Genomic DNA, 18,185 nt, shown 5'->3' on the forward strand with positions numbered 1-18,185 from the left:
AACCAACTGAAAAGAAACTAATGGCGAAGTTTTAAGTCTAGTTAATGACAATAATACAATCTTTGTTGGAACAAGAACTACTGATGGTAAAGGAAGATTATTTAAAGTTGTCTATACAGTAGCAATTGGTATTTTTAGTTGAAGTAGCAGTGGTGGCGAAGTACATAGTTTATTAAATGTCAATGGTATTGTTTACGCTGGAACTAAAATTAGTGATAATAAAGGAAAACTATTTAAAAGTTTAAATCCAGAAGGATAATAAAAACTAATTAATTTAATTTATTAACTTCTTTTAAAAAAAACCTAAAATTTAATTTTAGGTTTTTTATTATTTTTATCCTGTATAATTTTCAAACTTACCTCATTTTGGAATAAAAACAGTTACTACTTTTCCTGTTGGGCCGTTTCGATGTTTAGAAATAAGAATTTCAGCAAGATTACTTTCTTGTGAACTTGTTGTTTCTTCACTATTTTTTGCCTTATAATAATCATCACGATATAAAAACATAATTACATCAGCATCTTGTTCAATAGCCCCTGACTCACGTAAATCAGACATTAAAGGACGTTTTTCTTCACGTCTCTCCACCATTCTTGATAATTGTGATAAACAAACAATTGGTACTCTTAATTCTCTTGCCAAAATTTTTAAACTACGAGAAATATTTGAAACTTCTTGTTGACGTGATTCACTATCTCTACCAGTTAATAACTGTAAATAATCAATAATTACTAATTTAATGCTATTTTCACGACTTAATTTTCTTAATTTAGTTTGCAACTCTAAAACTCTTAAACCAGGTGTATCATCAATAATAATTCTTTTTTGTTTCAATTGCTCAGCAGTAGCACTAATACGATTTCAATCAGCCTGTGTAAATTTAGACTTATTACGTAAACGATTAGCATCAAAATGTCCTTGACAAGAAATCATTCTTGTAATTAATTGATCTTTTGGCATTTCTAATGAAAAAATAACAACAACATCGTTTTTATTATCTTGTTCATTAGCAGCATTTAAAGCAAAATTAAGTGCTAAGGCGGTTTTACCCATTGAAGGTCTAGCTGCTAAAATAATTAAGTCACCTCGCTGAAAACCACTAGTAATCATATCCAAATTGTTAATACCTGAACTTGTACCAGTAATATTAACTGTTGATTTTTGTAGTTGTTCAATTTTAGTTACCACATCATCAATGTGTTCACTAATTGGCAACATCTCTTCATGATTACGTTCACTACTTAATTGTACAATTTGAGCTTCAGCAGCAATTAAAACTTCATTAATTGACTTTTCACTTTGTAACTCTTTACCTATATTTTTTAAAGCATTTTCTAATTGTCGTTTAGTAGTTCTTTCAATCAAAATATCAATGTGTTCTTTTAAATTAGCATCAGTAATATATTGAGCCACTAAAGAAGATAAATATTCAATTCCACCAATTTTATCCAAATTATTTTGCTTAACTAATTCTTCGGCAATAGTTGTTATATCAATACCAGAATTATTTTTATAAAGATTGGTAATTGTTTTAAAAATAATTTGATTAGAATTAATTGTAAAATCATGTGGTGCCAATAAATTTAATGCACTTTCACATGCTGGTGATGATTGAATCATCGCACTTAAAACATTAACTTCTGCATTATTTATATATTGACCATTGTTAGACATAATTATTCTCCTAAAACTTCAACCTTTAATTGTGCAATAATTGTAACATCTAATTTAATATTAATGTTAGTTATACCTAATTCATTAATAGGATTAAATTTAACAAATTTATGTTTATCAATTTTAATGTTATATTTTTGCACTAGTTGTTCACAAATTTGTTTTGAAGAAATAGCACCAGAAACTTTACCATTATTACTTTTTAATTTAAATTGTAAAGTAATTAAATCTAATTGTTCTTTAATTTTTTGTAAATCTTCTAATTCCATTTCTCGTTGTATTTTTTTATTTTCAATTACTTTTTGATTAATTTTTAATGCTTCTGTTGTAGCAATTACAGCTAATTTTCTTGGTAATAAATAATTTTTACCATAACCATCACTAATATTAACAACTTCACCTTTTTTACCATAATTTTTAACATCCGTTAAAAGGACAACTTTCATTGTAAACATCTCACTTTCTATTTTAATAATTTTAATACCTTTCAGTAGTAGCACTCTCACTTTGATATACGCCACTTTCAATTAATTTTACCAATTCATCATACAATGCTCTAATTCCCAATTTACTACTTTGGACAGCAGCAGCACTAAAGTGACCACCACCACCTAAGTTTTCACAAATAATTTGAACATTTATTTCACCGTTGCTTCGTGCTGATAAACAAGCACGTCCTTGACGATCATAAGCAATAGTAAATGATGCTTTACAATCACGTAAGTCTAACAACATTTCTGAAATTTGGGCTAAATATGAAGTATGTACTTCTAAGTTTTCATCACCAACAGCAACTAAAAATCCTTTTTTAATTTCTTGGGCGTGACTAATTAAAGCAAATTTATCAATTAGTTCATTTAAACTATTTTTCAATAATCCTTTAACTTTAGAAGGAGAAGCTCCTCAATCAGTTAATAATCCACAGGCTTCAAAAGTTCTTCTTGTTGTTCTTACTTGGAAATTATTAGTATCAATTAAAATACCTGCAAACATTATATTTCATAAAAATTCTGATTCAATATTATTAAAATCATTATAATAAATAATTTCTGTCATTGCTTCAGCTGTTGAAGAAGTTCCTGCATCAATATAAGAAGTAATGGTGCTACTAATTGATTCATCAGAAACACGATGATGATCAATAACAATAATTTTTACAGCTTTACTTAATAAATCAGGACTATCAACACGTTGTGGATTATGAGTATCAACAACAATTAATAAAGTATTTGCATGAAGAAATTTAAGTGCTTGTTTACCTGTAATAAAATTACGACTAATATAACTTTCAGGAACAAGTTCATGAAGAATTTTTAATGTTTTTTCATCAACTTCATTTTGATTAATAACATAATGAGCACTTTTATTTAAGCTTTTAGCAATTTCAATAATAGCTGTTCCTGAAGAAATACTATCAAAATCAGCAGCCGCATGTCCCATAACTAAAATGTTTTCTGCTAATTTTATTTCATTATATAATGATTGTGCAAACATTCTAATATTAATTTTAGATTCTGATTGTTTTGCTTCAATAGTACCTCCAATAAAAACTGTATTACCACCAAATTCACGAATAACTACTTGATCACCACCACGATAAACTGCTAATTCTTTACTTTCAATAGCCAAATCATATAGATCTTTACTAATAGCATTACCATAAGAGAAACCAGCAGATAACGTAATATCTGCTTTAAATTTTTTAACACCTTCTCGAATATTTTTAATAAGTGGAAAGTTATCATTTCTTGCTTTATTAAATTCATTTTGATAAAGTAAAATATTGTAACCATCTTCAATATTACCTAATAATAAACCTGAATAATTATTAGCAAAATCATTTAATTCAGTTTTAATAAATGCTTCAACACGAATTTGATTCTCAACTCTTAATTTTTGTAAAGAATTATAAAAATTATCAATACTAATTACACCAAAAACTAATTTTTCTTGCTGCAATTTATTATATAAGAAATGATATTTAGTTGTTTCTTGTAACAAAATTGTTCTAGTTTGTACTAAATAAATAGCATCATAAAGCATATCTTCAATTTTAAGTGTAATTTGAGTAATATTATTACTAATTAATTGTTCTAAATCTCTTGATAGTTTAACAATTGATTTTCCAATTAGTCTACCTAAACCTTTATCTTCTAAAAATTCACTTACTCACATAATTGATAAATCACTATCTAAAACAATCATACCAACACTACCAAAAGTTAAAGCTTGTGCATTATTTAATTTTATGATTTCAGCTGTGTTAATATAACGATGACGAATTCATAAACTAAATAGAAAAATATAAAGACAAACAATAATAAAATTACCTAAAACTAAACTTAAAATTACAGTAATAGTGACCACTTGTTCTGCTGTCTCAATATTAACAATAAAATAAGTCAAGCCAATTAAAATTTCAACTACTAATCAAACAATCATTATTAAATGATAATTTCTTAAAGATTTGAACACTTTGTCACTTCCTTCTAATATTATTAATTATACTATAACACTAATATTAAAAACAGCCATTATCTTTTATGTAATATAATACTATTAAGGTCTTTTTATTTTAATTTTAAACTATTATTTAAAATAAAATATTTTTAAGATAAAAAAATAAATAAAAATTGAGTAAGTTTACAAATCTTACTCAATTTTTTTATCTTGAATATCTTAATAATCCCATGATTTGGGTACGTTTTATATTTTTAGCAATTAAACGTTGATACTTTGGATTAGTACCTGTTGTTCTTGCTGGCAAAATTTTGTTATTATTACCCATAAATTTACTTAGTAATTCAATATCTTTATAATCAATATAAGTAATATTATTTTTAGTAATAAAACAAGATTTTCTTCTTGTAAAATTTCTTGGTTTACCAGTGTTCATAATTATCCTCCTTTAATTATTTAAATCTCAAATGATATCTTCTTCATCAAATTCTATATTTTGAATAGCCGCTTCTTTTTCTTGAAGCTGATTAATATTAGTAAAGGCAATATCAGTACTATAATTAGGACTTTTAAAAGCATCATCTAAATGAATTTTATTCTCATCTCTTGGTTTTGAATAATTAATATTAGTGTTATTACCACTACTATCTTTTTTACGATTATCTAAAAAAGTAACAGTTTGTGCAACCACTTCAGTAATATATAGTTCTTTTCCATTCTGATCTGTTGATTTTCTTACTGACAGTCTTCCTGAAACTGAAATTAAAGAACCTTTAACTAAATAATTAGTCATATTTTCAGCAACTTTATTTCAAGCCACACATGAAATATAATCAGCTTGATTTTGAATATTATTAACTGCAAGTGTAAAAAAAGTAAAAGGTTTTCCTGTTGAAGTTTGATGTAACTTTAAATCACGAGTGATTCTACCAATTAATGTAACAATATTCATTTTTTATCCTCACTTTTAACTTAGATTTTATTAATCTTTTTGTTCAGTATTCGATGCATTATTATTAGTATTTGTTTTTGAATTTTGGTAATTAGTTTTTGTACGATAAGATGACTCAGTACCAGCGATTGGTCTTGGTTTTCTTTCACCATTTTCATCACGATTATAAGAAGGACGATTTCCTGGTCTTGTTGGTCGAGAGAAAGAACTAGATTCTACTTGGCGTTTTGGTTTAAACTTATTAATTTTTTCACTATCTAAATTAATAACCAAAAAACGCATTACGTCTAATTGTCTTTGTTTATTTAAAGCTACACGATTAAAGTTAGCAATATTTTCTGGTGAAGTTAGCACTTCAATAATAAAATAATGACCCTTAACTTTTTTGTTAATAGGATAAGCAAATTGACGAATAGAATCTTGTTCTTTAGTAATTTTTCCAGCATTTTTAGTTAAAATTTCACAAAATTCTTTTTTAATTAATTGTGCTTTTTCTTGATTTTGATCATCAACGATGTACATAATTTCATAATTATGCTTTTGTTTTAAATCTTCCAATGTTCGAAGACCTCCTTTTGGGCATATGGCTCTGATGAGCAAGGAGTAAATATATTAAGTTTTATTTTTAAATATTTGACTCATACAATATTATAACGTAATTACCTTTAAAGTAAAGGAAAAATAACAATAATTATTAATATAACATGAGAAAAAATGACTAAATAAAAATTTGATTTCAATAAGAAATTTTATTTTATATAATCAATTATTTTTTGCACTATTTCCTTAGGAGTTAAATCATTAGTGTCAATTACTAAAAAATTAAAGTTATTTTTTTCTTTTTCATATCACTGTTCATATTTTTTATTTAATAAACTTCAGTATTCATGAGGTACATGTTTTTCTGATTCACGACCACGAAGGTTTATGCGTTCAATTGTGTTTTCAAGATTTGCTTTTAAATAGACAATTAAATCAGGTTTAATTTGTGGATCAAAATAAAGTGATGAAATAATAACATTATTATAAAAATTTAAATATACTTCATAATCTCTATCATTCATATTGTTTTGAGCTTTTAATACTTCAACGAAAATAGGATCTTCTAAAATACTGCGATCAAAAATAACATTGTTAAAATTTTGTGCTTCTTTTAATTGTTTACTTCGTGCCATCAACATAAATACTTGCATTTTAAAAGCATATTCTAAAGGATTTTGATAAAAATCATCTAAATAGGGATTACTAGTAACTGGCTCGTCCATAATTTTATATTTTAATAATTTTGCTAATTCTCTACTAATAGTGCTCTTACCAACACCAACTACACCAGATAATACAATTTTCATTTTTTGCCTCCCATAATATTATGATTACAATTAATTTATCTTAATATATAAATTTTCTCCCTCCAAATAAAAAAACGCTAAATTGTAAAGGTAAGTGCAACTAAATTATTTTTCTATCCAAATATTCGATTGGTGAAAGATAATTTAATATTTTTCTCGGTCTTTGATTTAAAGACAATATAAATTTATGAACTTCATTTTTATTAGTTTTTGAAAAAATAAATTTTTTAGGAAATTTTTCTCTAATTAAACCATTAGTATTTTCATTAGTACATCTTTGTCAAGGTGAATATGGATTGGCAAAATAAATTTTTACATCTAAATTTTTTTCAAGTTGTTGTCAATTTGAAAATTCTTTGCCACGATCAAAAGTAATAGTTTTAACAATGTTTTTAGGAAGAATTGATAAATAATAACTGACATTTTTATTAATAACTTTAGTAGTTCTGTTTTTAACTAATATTGCTAAAGTAAATCGTGATACTCTTTCAACTAAAGTTATTAAACATGATTTGCTTTTGCCTCTTGATGATACTATAGTATCTCCTTCTCAATGACCAAGTGTTATACGATCATTAACATTTATATCTCGTTCTTTAATTGATTTACCATTAAACTTGCCACGATTCTCTTGAGATTTTCGTTTTTTACCTTTTCTTCTTAAATTTTTACTAGTAACTTTATCAAGCATTCCAAAATAAATTCAAGTATAAATTGTTTTGAAACTAATAACTCATTGTTTATGAAAATTTTTAATTCTGCCATAAATTTGTTCAGGTGATCAACCTAATAGTAATTTTTGTTGTACATATTTTACTAAATTCTTATTTTTAAACTTATGAAAACTAATATGTGATTGTTTTCGATTTTCAGCTTTATTTTGTGCAATTAATGAAAAATAATGATTATTATCTTTATTTCTATTAATTTCTCGAATAATAGTACTAATACTTCGATTAAGATTTTTAGCTATTTCACTAATTTTAAATTTAAATTTCAATTGATTCTCAATATAAATCCTTTCATCTATGCCAAGATGTTTATAACTCATATAAAAACTCCTTACTTTTTTCTAAACTAAATTTAGCATTATGAAATTTTTATATGAGAATTTTTTGCAATTTTATTTACTTGCACTTACAAGTATAATTCAGCATATCCTCCTTTAACATAAAAAACTCATTACTTTAAAAACCAAGTAATAAGTTAAACAAAAAACTTTAATATAAAATTTTAGAATTATAATATCATATTTAAAATAAAAAGCAACTATTATTTAATAGTAATAGTTTTTACATAAAAATATATTTTACTTATTAATTTTAAAAAAAAGAAAAAATATTTAACTATAAAATAAATTTAAATTTATAAAAATTTATAATAAACAATTAGACAATGTTTAAAATTAAATTAAATTATTTTAATAAAATAAATTATGATATTATTTTAAAGCGTATTATTTTCTGAAATAAATAATAAGTTACTAACAATGTAAATTTAGACTTTAAATTTATCAATTGTTATAATAAGAATAAATTTGTAAAGGGTCAGGTGAATTTTTATGTACAGTGAAAGTTTAAAAAATAATTTAAATGAAGATATTAGTAAGCATTTTACACACTTAAAAAACAATAGAAAAAGATTATAAAATTACTCATGAAGGTGTATCAAGAATGGTAATGCTTGATCGTTATGCACAAAAAGATAAAAATTTAATTTCTTTAAAACCAGGTGATTTGGTAATTAGTATTATCCGTGAAGATGCTATTTTTCCAACTAGAGGAATTGGTTATGTTATTGAAGAATTAGAAAATCAAATTTATGCTATCAAAATCGAAGATGAATACCTCGGCTCAATTGATCCTGAACTAATAAAAATTTCTGGTAAAGCTGGCATTATCCACAAACAAAAATATGAACTTGAAAAACCACTAGAGTTATTTTATGAACAAATTGCTTATCGTGTTAGTAAATCATTAACTACAAAAGAATCACCAAAATTAAGATCTGTTTATTTATCCCAATTTTATGAACAATTAAAATCGCTAAATATAGTACCTGCTGGAAGAGTTTTATATGGGGCTGGTAGTGATTATGATGTTGCTTTTTTTAACTGTTTCGTAATGCCTTTTATTCATGATTCACGAAGTGGAATTGCTGCCCATCGTCAAGAAGTTATGGAAATTATGTCACATGGTGGTGGTGTTGGTTCTAATGGTTCAACACTAAGACCAAAAGGTACTGTTGCTAAAACAGTTGGTGGTAAATCTTCAGGAGCTGTTTCTTGATTAAACGATTTATCTACATTAACTCATTTAGTAGAACAAGGTGGATCACGACGTGGCGCACAAATGATTATGCTAGCTGATTGACATCCAGATATTATTGAATTTATTATTTCAAAAATGCAAAATGCAAAAATTTTATTATTGTTAAAAGAAAATTCAAAATCAAGTTTAATTCGTGATGAAGCAAGTAAAAAATTAAAATTTGAAGTACTTAGTGACCAAGATCGTAATATTTTTGAATCAATCTTAAATAATGAACAACTTTTTAATGAAGAAATAATAGAAAATGCTAAAAATAAACTAGCACTTGGTGGATCTTGAGAAGTAATTAAAAGCGATTTTTTAACCGGAACTAATATTTCAGTAACAATTAGTGATGAATTTATGAATGCCGTTGCAACAAATGGTAAATGAAATTTACGTTTCCCTGACTTAGATAATTATACTGTAACTCAAAAACAAGCTTATGACGAACATTGAAATAAAATTGGTGATGTTCATGATTGAGAAAAAATGGGTTATCCAATTAAAACTTATTATACAATTAATGCATCTGACTTATGAGATTTAATTAATTTCTGTGCTACATATTCAGCAGAACCTGGTATTTTTTTCATTGATAGAGCTAATGAAATGACTAATGCTCAAGCATATGGTATGCGTGTTGTTGCTACTAATCCTTGTGGTGAACAACCATTAGTACCCTATTCAGTGTGTAATTTATCAGCAATTAATTTAGCTAATTTTGTTAATAAAAAAACAAGTGAAATTCTTTACGATGAACTAAGTAAATCTGTAACAACTTGTGTTCGTATGCAAGATAATGTTATTTACAACACTCCATACTTTTTAGAAGCAAATAAAAACAAGCACTTGGTGAACGAAGAATTGGTCTAGGAGTAATGGGTTTACATGATTTACTAATTTGAAGTAATCTAAAATACGGCTCAAAAGAAGCTAATGAAGTAGTTGATAAAATTTTTGAAACTATTACTACTAGTGCTTATCGTGCATCAATTAATATTGCTAAAGAAAAAGGAAGTTTTCCATTTTTAAAATCACGCGAAGCATTTATTAATAGTGGATTCATGAAAACAATGCCTGAAGACATCAGAAATGATATTCTTAAATATGGTATCCGTAACTCACATTTATTAACTGTTGCTCCAACAGGTTCAACTGGAACTATGGTTGGTGTATCAACAGGACTTGAACCATACTTGGCCTTTTCATATTTCCGTTCAGGAAGACTTGGCAAATTTATGGAAGTAAAAGCAAAAATTGTAAATGACTGATTACAGTATCATCCAGAATTTAAAGAAAAACCATTGCCAGATATTTTTGTTTCAGCAATGCAATTAACACCTGAAGATCATGCTAATGTACAATGTATTATTCAACGTTGAGTTGATTCTTCAATTTCAAAAACTGTTAATGCTCCAAAAGGTTACACTGTTAAAAAAGTAGAACAAATATATTACAAATTATATAAAGATGGAGCAAAAGGTGGAACTGTTTATGTTGATGGAAGTAGAGATAGTCAAGTCTTATCTTTATCCGATGATGATAATCAAATGCAAGAGCAAGTTAACTTAAGTGATCTTGGTCTAACTGAAACTTTTGCTGATAGTATTAATGAAACAAAACCAATTAAACCAGGATGACGTAATGATCGTAAAGATCGTAAAATTGGCACTGATTTAGGTGACTTATGTACAATGTATAAAGAAGGAGTCCTTGTCTTTAGCGCTGGTTGTTATACTTGCAATAATTGTGGTATTCAATCTAAATGCGGATTATAAAAATAAAAAACTACTTAAAATTAATTAAGTAGTTTTTTATTTTTATATTTATTTACATTTTAGATGTTTGATAATTACTAGTTACATCCTGTTGTTCTAAAGATGTTGCTGAATGCAATTTATTTACTTCTTCACCTATATTTTTTCCTCACTCTTGAAGTTTTGTTTCAGATTGAAATGATTGATCATCTTCAAAAAATTTTTTTCTACACTCTTCATTGTACAATTTATGTTTTCTTAAAATATCAGATAAATTTTTTTCTATTAATTCACTGTCAGATTCTATTGTTATAGTATTTTCTTCTTGCAAATTTACTTCTTCTACAATACTTTCTAGTCTTTTCAATAATTTTTCTAGTTTTTTTGTCTTTTTAATTTGGTTATATTTTTCATCAATACTTGGTTTAAATTGAAGAAGTGCACATTTAAAAACTAGCAATACACCAATAGGTACGCCCCACGGCTATACCAATAGGTCCTCCCGGAACTCCAATTAAAGCACCAAATAAAGCACCTCCAATCATAGGAACACCACCTTTTATAACCGTAATTCCTGATAACTCTAAATTTTTACAAATATCAGGATGTTTTTTTTGATTTTTATTTCAAAATTCTTTTAATTCATTATTTATTTTTTCTATAGTTTCTTTCATCTTTTATTCTCTTTCTATTTTTTGACTACAAAGATGGTTTAAATTTATTTTCTAAAGATAAATTTTGTAATCTTGTTGAATCTTCATCTAAATTTATATCTTGTCAACCATCAGTTTTTATGTTTTCTCTTTCTAAAAATAATTTGTCTCTTGACACGTCTTTATATAAGGTTGTAACTATATCTAATAATGCATCATAACATTTTTTATCACCAATCTTTAATTCTTTAATAGTTTTTTTAAAATTACTTGCATATTCCTCATATTCTTTTAATATAAGTTTCTTATTACTTTTATCTTGAAAATAATTATCTAAAATAATTTTTCATATTTTATTTTCAATATCTCGTATTTCTCTATCTTCTTTTGATAAGAAATTATTTTTCTCATTTTTACTTTTTTCTTTTAATATTTTACATCTTTGTAACTCTAAATCTTTTACTTCTTCTTTTTTATCATCTATAAATAAACGCAAACAAGCGATTTTTTTATTAAGTCTTGCTTTTTCATTCTTTAATTCTACAATTTCTTTTTCATTCTTATTTTTTTTGATTTTTTCTTTATTTTTTGTTTCAATTTTTTCTATTTTTTTTAATTTTATTTTTATCTTTTTTTCTGCTTTTTCAATTTCATCAAGTTTTTTATATTCATCAAGAAACATATATTCAAAAAATATTTCTTTACTGTGTAACTTCATATATTCTGAATTTCTTAATTCTTCTTTTTCGAGTTTTTGTTCAAAAAGAAAAACTCACTCTTCTACTATTTTTGAATTAACTAAATTTTCAATTGCTTCTGCTATATTTCTACTCATTTTTCCTATTCCCTTTCAATATTTTATAAAAAACCCATTTACTTTAAAACAAAGTAAATGGGTAAAAAACCAATCTTTTAATTTAAAATTAACACATTTTATTTTTTTTACAATAAAATTATTATTAATGTCATTATTTAGTGATACTTTCCTATTAGTTATCGAGCAAAAATTTCCCAAAAGTAAAGTTAAATATACTTGGTGATAAATATGGAAAGAAGCATGACTATGAAAGAAAAATATAAGTTTAATATTATAAATGACATTATTATTAATAAATTATCTAAATATCAAGCTAAGAATAAACTTAACCTAACTATTAGAAGAATTAACCAATTAATTCAAATTTTCAATAGAGAAGGTAAAGTTGGTTTTATTCATAAATCCCGAAATAAAATTTCTAATAAAACAACAAATTTTGAAATCAAAATTAAGATTATAAATTTATATAAAACCAAATATTATAATTTTAATTTTCAACATTTCCATGAGAAATTAAACAATGAAGAAAAAATTAAAATTTCATATAGTACACTTTATACTATATTAATTAAAGAAAAAATTACTTCACCAAAAAGACATAAAAATAAGAAAAATAACTTGCATCCTACAAGAAACCAAAGAACAAATTTTGGTGAATTAATTCAAATGGATGCAAGTAATCATCATTGATTTGGTAAGGATAAACCAAAAGCTTTTTTACATGCTGCAATTGATGATTCTACAGGCAATATTGTCGGACTATGATTTGATCATCAAGAAACATTAGATGGTTATTATAATGTTTTTTATCAAATTTTAACTAAATATGGCATACCAAAAACATTTTATACTGATAATAGAACAGTTTTTGGATATAAAAAATAAATCGATGCTGGCAAAATAAACACGGAAAATGATACTTATACTCAATTCCAAAAGTCTTGTAATGATTTAGGTGTTGAAATTATTAGAACTTCCATTCCACAAGCTAAGGGTAGAATCGAACGCTTATTTGAAACACTTCAAAGTCGCTTAATTAGTGAACTTAGACTTAATAAAATTGCTGAATTATACTTGTAAGTGCAAGTAAATAAAATTGCAAAAAATTCTCATATAAAAATTTCATAATGCTAAATTTAGTTTAGAAAAAAGTAAGGAGTTTTTATATGAGTTATAAACATCTTGGCATAGATGAAAGGATTTATATTGAGAATCAATTGAAATTTAAATTTAAAATTAGTGAAATAGCTAAAAATCTTAATCGAAGTATTAGTACTATTATTCGAGAAATTAATAGAAATAAAGATAATAATCATTATTTTTCATTAATTGCACAAAATAAAGCTGAAAATCGAAAACAATCACATATTAGTTTTCATAAGTTTAAAAATAAGAATTTAGTAAAATATGTACAACAAAAATTACTATTAGGTTGATCACCTGAACAAATTTATGGCAGAATTAAAAATTTTCATAAAGAGTGAGTTATTAGTTTTAAAACAATTTATACTTGAATTTATTTTGGAATGCTTGATAAAGTTACTAGTAAAAATTTAAGAAGAAAAGGTAAAAAGCGAAAATCTAAAGAAAATCGTGGCAAGTTTAATGGTAAATCAATTAAAGAACGAGATATAAATGTTAATGATCGTATAACACTTGGTCATTGAGAAGGAGATACTATATTATCATCACGAGGTAAAAGCAAATCATGTTTAATAACTTTAGTTGAAAGAGTATCACGATTTACTTTAGCAATATTAGTTAAAAACAGAACTACTAAAGTTATTAATAAAAATGTCAGTTATTATTTATCAATTCTTCCTAAAAACATTGTTAAAACTATTACTTTTGATCGTGGCAAAGAATTTTCAAATTGACAACAACTTGAAAAAAATTTAGATGTAAAAATTTATTTTGCCAATCCATATTCACCTTGACAAAGAGGTAATAACGAAAATACTAATGGTTTAATTAGAGAAAAATTTCCTAAAAAATTTATTTTTTCAAAAACTAATAAAAATGAAGTTCATAAATTTATATTGTCTTTAAATCAAAGACCGAGAAAAATATTAAATTATCTTTCACCAATCGAATATTTGGATAGAAAAATAATTTAGTTGCACTTACCTTTACAATTTAGCGTTAAATTTTACTTCTTTTTTATTTTTTTTGATAAATATTTTTGGGAAATTTTCACTCGATATTGACATAAAATTATTCTTAAAAATGGCATTAAATTTAATAAATAATTAATTTTATATAATCATTCTTTAAAATCAATTTTTATTTTTGTAATAAAACCTTATTTACTCATTACTACTAATATGGTAATATGAAGGTAATAACTTACTATTAAGTTAAGTTATTAATTTTTAAAAGAGAATATAGTTTTCTTTTAAAAATTACCTTCATATTTAAATTTTTAATGAGAAAAGGAATTTATCAAATGAAAACATTTTTAATAAATATCACTCTGACAGCAATAACTTTAACTGCTGGAAATGAAATGATAGCAAAACATTTTAATGAACCAATAAGTTTGAAATCACAATTATATGTCCTTGGTGACAGTTTATCAGATAATGGTAATTTAGCTAATATTTTTACTTATGATACTTGAAATATAGATAAAGTTAAATTTCAAGAACCTTTTTATCATAATTCATTTACTAATGGCGATGTTGCTGCTAGTATTTTAGCGAAAAAACTAGGAACAGAACTATTACCAGCTTGATATCAAAAAGGTAATAACTATGCTGTAGGTGGAGCACAAGCTGGACAAAATCATAGTTGAGAATATCAATTATTCTTAAATCATTATTCTATTGACCACCAAGCTAATCAATTATTAAAAGATCATAAAATACAAAAAAATGATGATATTTTTATTGAAATAGGTGGTAATGATCTGCTTTCTGCTATGGATGAAAATTCAACAGCAAAACAAGAGTCAATTATTAATAATGCAATAACAACTGAGTTTGAAACTGTTGATACATTAATTAATGCTGGTGCTCAAAATTTAATAATTGCCAATGTGCCTAACATTAGTAATATTCCAAAATATGTTAATGAAAAAAAATCTGTTAAAGAAGTAGCAAACCACTTATCAAATGAATATAATAACAAATGAAATGATAAAATTACTGAATTAATGAAAAATAATTCTGATATTAATATCAGACCGTTTGACTTAGAAACTAATTTTAGTGATTTATTATCTGAAGCACAAGAAATAGGAAAAAATATTACTAATGAATCAATAAAATGATCAATTCCCGGTTTAGCTTTAAATTTAAATCCAAGATATATTGATGGAACAACTCCAGAAACTATTAATAATAATTTTTTCTTTGATTATGTTCATCCAAATAAATGAGCAAATGAGCAAATTGGTCTTGAACTATTCACTGAACTTACTTCATAAAAAATGTAACACAAACAATTAATTAACAATATTTTTATTCTTAATTTATTTTAATATATATAGTATTAAAGTAGTATAATACATATAAAGCCAAGAAAGAAGGTGTATTTAATGATTAAAAAGATTAACGATGATCTAAATGATTATATTAGTGAACATCTAAAATATCAAATGCTTAGTTTTAAATTAAGTAATGATGCAAATCAAAAAGGATATCCTGGGTTTGCACGCTTCTTCCAAGTAGAAGCAGCTGATGCTGTTGTTCATATTCGTAAAATTTGTAACTATTTAATGGATCAAGATGCTCAAGTTGAAATTAAAGACATTAAAGTTCCAACTTTTACTACAAAAAACATTGAAGAAGCATTAAAAAAATTAAAATCTACTAAAGAAGAATTACTTGATTTTACTAATAAACTTGTTAAAAGTGCTCGTGAAAATAATGATAATTTAACTGCGAAATTTTATGACTGATTCTTAATTGATTTCTATGAAGAAATTGCTTATGAAAAAGACTTATTGGATTGAATTGCAATGTCTAATAGTAACCTTTATAAAATTGACAAACGTTTACTAAAAACTGAAGAGCCAGATACTTTAAAAGTTATTGTTCCATTTTATGAACCCGAATAAATTTCATATTTAACTATTAATTTTCACCAAAAATGTATAAAAAAATTATACATTTTTTATTTTTTTTATAAAAATTTGTTGTATTTTTTTGTTTTTCTTCTACTTGATAGTTTAAACTGCAGTTAATATTTCTGCTTTTGTTTCCAAAGGTAATTGAGATTCTATTAAGCCCCTATTCTCTCATTTTTGTTTGTTTGCATTTTTTGATTGTTCTGATAAAGGTTGCTGTAACTCTGGAATTTCAGTACTTATTAATTTTCATACTTCATTTAAAGATGTTAATTTTATTTCTTCTTAATTTAATTTATTTTTAATTTTTTGTTCTTCAATTTTTTGATCTTGTCAACTAGGTTTCTCATTTTCTTCATTTATTTCGGTTTGGATTTCAATACTTACTAATTTTGATTGATTAATTGTTCTTAAAGACTCCTATTTTTTTTCCTTTTTTTCTCTAATTGCATTTTCTATTATTTCTTACAGTAATTGGTATTTCTCCAATTCATACAAAATGAATTGGATATTTATTATCTATAACTGGCATTTTTTTAATAACTCTTATATTTTATTTAAATGCATTGTTTAAAAATGATAATTCATCTTCAATATTTAATCTTGGAAATAATAACTCTTTTTTATTAACAGATTTATTAAAAACTTCATTCAAGTTGATATTGACTATTGGTTTAGTAATTTTTAAGACACCCAATTGTTCATGAATTTTTAATGAACTATTAACCAAAATTGGACTTAATAAAGCACTACTAATAATTAAAATATTTGCTAATAAATTTAAAATATTATGTAATTCAATAGTTTTATTATTTTTATGTAAATCTCATGGTTTTGTTAAATCAATTAATTTATTACCACTAGTTATTAATTTAAAAACGACATTAATTGCTTCATGAATTTGAGACTCATCCATTTCAATATTAAAATCATTAATAGTACTTTTAATAATTTTAATTATTTCTATTGCTTCTGGTTGTAACTTATTTAAATTAACTTTGGGAATTTTACCATCACAATATTTAATGATCATTGTAACTGTTCGCGAAAGCAAATTACCTAAATCATTAACAAGATAAGAGTTATAACAATTTAAAAATAATTCATGACTATATTTTGCATCATGACCAATAATAATTTCTTTCATTAAAAAAAACCGTAATCCATCTGTACCATAACGATTTACTAATACTAAAGGATCAATAACATTACATTTTGATTTTGACATTTTTCCTTCTTCATTAGTAATTCAACCGTGGGCCAAAATTCGATTTGGCTGTCTCAAGTTTAATGCCATTAATAAAATTGGCCAATAAATCATATGAAAACGACTAATTTCTTTACCAACTAAATTCACAATTTCACAATTTGAATCTAGTCAAAATTTTTTAAAATTAATGTCATCATCTTGTAAATAACCTAATCCTGTTAAATAATTACTTAATGCATCAATTCAAACATAAATAACATGTTTTGGATCTTCTAATACTGGTACCCCTCAAGTAAAACTCGTTCTAGTAACACTTAAATTTTCTAAACCTGGCGTAATAAAATTATTAATCATTTCCGTTTTACGATTAAGTGGTCATAAAAATAATGGATGTTCATCATAATATTTTAATAATTGTTTAGTATATTTTTCCAATTTTAAAAAATATGATGGTTCTGATAAAGTAGTAATATTACCTTGACATATTTTACATGTATTATTAATTTTATTAATTTGACTATCTGTCAAAAATTCTTCACAAGAAATACAATATGACCCTTCATATTTTCCCAAATAAATATCATTTTGTTTTAATAATTTGCTAAATATTTTCTGAACACTTAAAATATGATTTTTATTAGTTGTTCTAATAAATTTATCATAATCAATATTTAAGTTTTTTCATAAATTCTTAAACCCAACAACAATATCATCAACAAATTTTTGTGGAGTTTGTTTATTTTCATCCGCCTTTTTAGCAATTTTTTGACCATGTTCATCACTTCCAGTTAAAAAGAATACTTCATAACCTTGCATTTTCTTATAGCGAGCTAAAACATCAGCAATAATTGTTGTATAAGAATGTCCCAAGTGTAATTTAGCACTAGGATAATAAATAGGGGTAGTAATATAAAATTTTTTTGTCATTATT

At 24.8% G+C, this 18,185-nt stretch carries 16 protein-coding genes and 1 pseudogene; 5 read left to right on the forward strand and 12 right to left on the reverse strand.

Features of this window, described 5'->3' with window-relative positions; genetic code table 4:
* Positions 1-334: 334 nt before the first annotated feature.
* The 8 genes from dnaB to ACICQF_RS06235 form a co-directional block, all read right to left on the reverse strand.
* Entirely contained in the window at positions 335-1,675 is a 1,341-nt protein-coding gene (gene dnaB / locus ACICQF_RS06200) for a replicative DNA helicase (protein ID WP_395473183.1), read from the reverse strand.
* A 2-nt stretch (positions 1,676-1,677) separates the two neighbouring features.
* Positions 1,678-2,121 (reverse strand): 50S ribosomal protein L9, encoded by a 444-nt coding sequence (gene rplI, locus ACICQF_RS06205; RefSeq protein ID WP_342257674.1) that lies wholly within the window; start codon positions 2,119-2,121, stop codon positions 1,678-1,680.
* A 31-nt stretch (positions 2,122-2,152) separates the two neighbouring features.
* The gene (locus ACICQF_RS06210; protein WP_252320081.1) at positions 2,153-4,150 is read right to left on the reverse strand and encodes a DHH family phosphoesterase; all 1,998 of its coding nucleotides are present in this window, start codon (positions 4,148-4,150) and stop codon (positions 2,153-2,155) included.
* A 190-nt stretch (positions 4,151-4,340) separates the two neighbouring features.
* Positions 4,341-4,571: a 30S ribosomal protein S18 gene (gene rpsR, locus ACICQF_RS06215; RefSeq protein ID WP_342257675.1), complete on the reverse strand. Its 231-nt coding sequence runs from the start codon at positions 4,569-4,571 to the stop codon at positions 4,341-4,343.
* 12 nt (positions 4,572-4,583) lie between these two features.
* Complete coding sequence (locus ACICQF_RS06220; RefSeq protein ID WP_342257676.1) at positions 4,584-5,087, reverse strand: single-stranded DNA-binding protein; 504 nt, start codon at positions 5,085-5,087, stop codon at positions 4,584-4,586.
* A gap of 30 nt (positions 5,088-5,117) precedes the next feature.
* Positions 5,118-5,645 (reverse strand): 30S ribosomal protein S6, encoded by a 528-nt coding sequence (gene rpsF, locus ACICQF_RS06225; protein ID WP_174481287.1) that lies wholly within the window; start codon positions 5,643-5,645, stop codon positions 5,118-5,120.
* 191 nt (positions 5,646-5,836) lie between these two features.
* The gene (locus tag ACICQF_RS06230; protein ID WP_252320085.1) at positions 5,837-6,436 is read right to left on the reverse strand and encodes a deoxynucleoside kinase; all 600 of its coding nucleotides are present in this window, start codon (positions 6,434-6,436) and stop codon (positions 5,837-5,839) included.
* Positions 6,437-6,536: 100 nt separating this feature from the next.
* Positions 6,537-7,487, reverse strand: coding sequence for an IS30 family transposase (locus ACICQF_RS06235; protein ID WP_395473184.1), 951 nt, complete (start codon positions 7,485-7,487; stop codon positions 6,537-6,539).
* Between the two features lie 510 nt (positions 7,488-7,997).
* On the opposite strand from ACICQF_RS06235, the pseudogene ACICQF_RS06240 reads away from it, so the two are divergent.
* A pseudogene (locus tag ACICQF_RS06240) lies at positions 7,998-10,526 on the forward strand (vitamin B12-dependent ribonucleotide reductase).
* A gap of 52 nt (positions 10,527-10,578) precedes the next feature.
* On the opposite strand, the gene ACICQF_RS06245 reads toward ACICQF_RS06240, so the two are convergent.
* The 3 genes from ACICQF_RS06245 to ACICQF_RS06255 are packed head-to-tail and all read right to left on the reverse strand — an operon-like array spanning position 10,579 to position 11,993.
* Positions 10,579-10,965, reverse strand: coding sequence for a hypothetical protein (locus ACICQF_RS06245; protein ID WP_395473186.1), 387 nt, complete (start codon positions 10,963-10,965; stop codon positions 10,579-10,581).
* Entirely contained in the window at positions 10,952-11,179 is a 228-nt protein-coding gene (locus tag ACICQF_RS06250; protein WP_395473187.1) for a hypothetical protein, read from the reverse strand. The genes ACICQF_RS06245 and ACICQF_RS06250 overlap by 14 nt, the downstream gene beginning before the upstream one ends.
* A gap of 25 nt (positions 11,180-11,204) precedes the next feature.
* Positions 11,205-11,993, reverse strand: coding sequence for a hypothetical protein (locus ACICQF_RS06255; protein ID WP_395473188.1), 789 nt, complete (start codon positions 11,991-11,993; stop codon positions 11,205-11,207).
* 210 nt (positions 11,994-12,203) lie between these two features.
* Between ACICQF_RS06255 and ACICQF_RS06260 the strand changes: the two genes are divergently transcribed.
* The 4 genes from ACICQF_RS06260 (at position 12,204) to ACICQF_RS06275 (ending at position 16,035) form a co-directional block, all read left to right on the forward strand.
* Entirely contained in the window at positions 12,204-12,860 is a 657-nt protein-coding gene (locus ACICQF_RS06260; protein WP_395473189.1) for a hypothetical protein, read from the forward strand.
* A gap of 281 nt (positions 12,861-13,141) precedes the next feature.
* Positions 13,142-14,092 carry an IS30 family transposase gene (locus tag ACICQF_RS06265; protein ID WP_395473190.1) on the forward strand — a complete coding sequence of 317 codons (951 nt, stop codon included), beginning with the start codon at positions 13,142-13,144 and terminating at the stop codon, positions 14,090-14,092.
* Positions 14,093-14,421: 329 nt separating this feature from the next.
* Positions 14,422-15,402: an SGNH/GDSL hydrolase family protein gene (locus ACICQF_RS06270; RefSeq protein WP_395473191.1), complete on the forward strand. Its 981-nt coding sequence runs from the start codon at positions 14,422-14,424 to the stop codon at positions 15,400-15,402.
* A 111-nt stretch (positions 15,403-15,513) separates the two neighbouring features.
* Entirely contained in the window at positions 15,514-16,035 is a 522-nt protein-coding gene (locus ACICQF_RS06275; RefSeq protein WP_174481292.1) for a ferritin-like domain-containing protein, read from the forward strand.
* Between the two features lie 562 nt (positions 16,036-16,597).
* Here the strand turns inward: ACICQF_RS06275 and metG are convergent.
* Positions 16,598-18,181, reverse strand: coding sequence for a methionine--tRNA ligase (metG, locus tag ACICQF_RS06280; protein WP_395473192.1), 1,584 nt, complete (start codon positions 18,179-18,181; stop codon positions 16,598-16,600).
* Positions 18,182-18,185 lie beyond the last annotated feature (4 nt).

The sequence above is a fragment of the Spiroplasma endosymbiont of Nomada rufipes genome (assembly GCF_964277355.1).
Taxonomy (GTDB): domain Bacteria; phylum Bacillota_I; class Bacilli_A; order Mycoplasmatales; family VBWQ01; genus Spiroplasma_E.